This is a genomic window from Rhodococcus sp. P3_B8 (genome assembly GCF_056402775.1).
The window spans coordinates 1-3415 of record NZ_JBFUGT010000481.1 but is presented as its reverse complement, the minus strand read 5'-3'; the positions used below and the strand labels follow the sequence as shown (position 1 = coordinate 3415).

At 69.7% G+C, this 3415-nt stretch carries 2 protein-coding genes; both read right to left on the bottom strand.

Annotated features, from left to right (window positions below):
* Positions 1-966 (bottom strand): NAD(P)/FAD-dependent oxidoreductase (locus tag AC1D1G_RS43270; RefSeq protein ID WP_477956713.1); only part of this gene is annotated, 966 nt, incomplete at its 3' end.
* A gap of 93 nt (positions 967-1059) precedes the next feature.
* On the bottom strand, positions 1060-3415 hold a 2356-nt coding region (locus AC1D1G_RS43265), incomplete at its 5' end, for an ABC transporter permease (RefSeq protein WP_477956712.1).

Genomic DNA, 3415 nt, shown 5'->3' with positions numbered 1-3415 from the left:
CTCGTCGCCGGTCCCGGTCAACGCCCCGGCGAGGATCTTGGCCTGCTCACCGGCATTGCTCCAGTGCTCGACGCGTTTGCGCCCGCCCACCCGCAGCTGCCACGCGGCCACGTCGCCGACCGCCCACACGTGCGGGACCGCCGTGCGTCCGACGCCGTCGCACACCACACCGTTGTCCAGTTCGACGCCGGAGCCGTCGAGCCACGCGGTGACCGGGACCGAACCGACACCGATCGCCACGACGTCGACCTCCACCTCGGTTCCGTCGCCGAGGACGGCTCCGGTGACCCGGTCGGTGCCCACCAGCGACGTGAGCCCGACACCGGCCCGCAGGTCGACCCCCTCGCCGGTGTGCAGCCGGGCGACGAGTCCGCCGACCTTCTCGCCGAGCACGGACGCGAGCGGCGTCGGCTGCGGCTCCACCAGCACCACGTCGAGACCACCGGCCCGCATGCTCGCCGCCAGCTCGCAGCCTATGAACCCCGCCCCGACGATCAGTGCGCGCTTGCCCTCGGCGAGGTCCGCGCGCAACGCCAGGCTCTCGTCGATGGAACGGAGAACGTGGACGCCCGCGAGGTCCGGGAGACCCGGTATCCGCCGCGGCACGAGGCCGGTGGCGATCACCAGTTCGTCGTAGCCGAGTTCGCTGCCGTCGGCGAGTCTCAGGATGCGGGATCCGGTGTCCACCGCGACCGCCTCGACACCCAGACGCAACTGGATGTTCTTCTCATCGAAGAACTCACGCGGCTTGAGCGTGGTGTCGCTCGTCTCCCCGCGCATCACTTCCTTCGACAGCGGTGGACGGTCGTAGGGAAGGTGCGGTTCACCGCCCAGAAGAACCAGGTCACCCACGTATCCGGCCCGCCGGAGCTCCTCGGCGGTGCGCAGACCTGCCAGGCCCGCTCCCACGATCGCAATTCTCTGCACTGTCCCCGTACCCGCCCAATCTGCCCCTGCGACGAACATGACCGCCATCACATCTCTGGCACAAGTCATATCAAACGCGCTCCGCGCCCGTGAGTACTTGTCAACCGCGGGCGGTTGACAAGTACTCACGGGTCAGAGGTCGGCGATGGCCTCGAGGGGCCGGGTGCGGGCGGCGCGGCTCGCCGGCCACAGCGCTGCGAGCACACCGACCACACCGGATCCGAGGAGCATCGCGATCACCTGTCCCCACGGCACCGTCACCTGGTCGAGACCCTGGTCCTTCAGGGTGCTCACGAAGCCCCACCCGAATGCGATGCCGAGCAGCACGCCGACGGCCGCACCGAACACCGCGATGAGCATCGACTCCAGGTAGATCGTGCGACGCATCTGCGACCGCTGCATTCCGACCGCGCGGAGCATGCCGATCTCCCGCCTGCGCTCGACCACCGACAGCGCGAGCGTGTTGATGATGCCGAGGATCGCGATCACGACGGCGAGTGCGAGGAGTCCGTAGAGGATCGCGAGAAGAGTGTCGATCTGCTGCCCCTGGGTTCCCTTGAACTGTTCCCGGTCCTGCACCTGAACCACGACGAACTGCTTGGTCGCGGATTCGAGGTCGGCGCGCAGCTGCGTCAGATCCGCACCCGGTTTCGCGTCGATGAGGACAGCCAGATCGGGAATGGTCGCGGCGGGCATCACCTGGCGGTACACGTCGTCCGAGACGAGCCAGTCGCCGACCAGCTGGTTGTCCTCGAAGACGCCTGTCACCTCGGCGTCGACGACCTTCCCGTCGGCGCTCGTCATCGGGACGGTCGTCCCCAGCGTCCAGCCCTTCTGCGCGGCCGTCGTCTGGGACACGACGAGGTGGTTGCCCGTCAGATCGGCGCCGCCCTCGACGAGCTTGTAGTCGAGGACGCCCTCGAGCGGGCCGTCCAGCGACGCGCCCTGCTCCTGCTCGTCGTCGACCTTCACGGACACCGGATGCAGGGCGGCGGCACTCTGGACGTCGTCGAGGTTGCGCACGGCCCTCGCCGCGCCGCTGGGCACACCGATCTGGTTGGGTCCGGTGAGTACGTAGTCGGCGGACACCCCCGAGTCGACGAGCTGGTTGACGCTGGCCTTCGCGGACGCGCCGAACACGCCGATGACGGACACGAGCATCAGACCCAGTGTCAACGCGAACGCGGTGGCGGCCGTGCGGCGCGGATTCCGCACGGCGTTGGTGCGGGCCAGGCGCCCGACCGGGCCGAACGGCTTGGCCAGCACCGCTCCGAGGGCCCCGACGATCGGGCGGGACAACGCCGGGGCGGCGAACAGCACGGCGAGGATCAGACCGAGCGCTCCGGCACCGACGACGGCGGCCGCGCCACCACCCGTGCCCCGCGAACCGATCACGAGTCCCACGACACCGAGGACACCGAGGACGGCACCGGCGATGGTGCGCACGTGCAGTGAGTCACCGGTGGACGCGAATTCCTCCCGCATCGCCGCGACCGGCGGCACCTTGGACGCGCGCCGGGCGGGTGCGTACGCGCTGACGGTCGTCACGAGCACCCCGACCACGAGGGCGATGAGAATCGTGCGCGGCCCCACCTGCAGGGGACCTTCGGGCAGACCGACGTCGAACGCGTTCAGCAGTGCCCGCAGACCGTAGGCCAGGCCGACGCCGGCGGCGATCCCGATCGCGCTGCCGATCACGCCGACCACGAGGGCCTCCAAGACCACGGAACGACCCACCTGCTTGCGGCTGGCGCCGATCGCGCGGAGCAGCGCCAGTTCGCGCAGACGCTGGGCCACGATCATCGAGAACGTGTTGTAGATGATGAACGTGCCGACGAGCAGGGCGATCGCACCGAATGCGAGGAGGAAGTAGTTGATGAAGCTCAGCGCCTCGGTCACCTGCGCCTTGGTCTCCTCGCGCACCTCGTCGCCGGTCTGGACCTTCGCGTCGGGAAGGGCCGCGGCGATCTCGTCGCGCAGTTCGGTCTGGGACACGCCCGTCCCGGCGACGTCGATGTACTCGACGTGCTTGCCGTCGGTGAACAGTTCGCGGGCCTGCGAGTCGACGAACGTCGCGCCGATGAATCCACCGGTCTCGTTGCCGGTGTCGTAGATGCCGGAGACGGTGACGTCGACCATGCCGCGAGCGGGCACGAGAACCTTGGTGGTGTCGCCGACCGCCAGTTGCGCGCGTTCGGCGGCGCTGGCGTTGACGGCCATCTGGCCGACCTGAGCCGGCGGGCCGCCCTGCACGTACTCGTCGGGCTCACCGAGCGCCTGGCCCGGCGGCAGGTACGACTCGCCGATGCTCGGCGCACCACCCGTCTGGACGGCGGCGCCGTCGGAGTCGATGAGGACGATCTGCCCGCTGACGGCAGGTGCCACCGCGCGCACTCCGTCCAGCGCGGTGAGGGTGTCGAGGTCGGCGAGGGGCACTCCGCTGGAGTTGCGCTCCTCGCTCGACACCCGGACGTCGACCCCTTGCGCG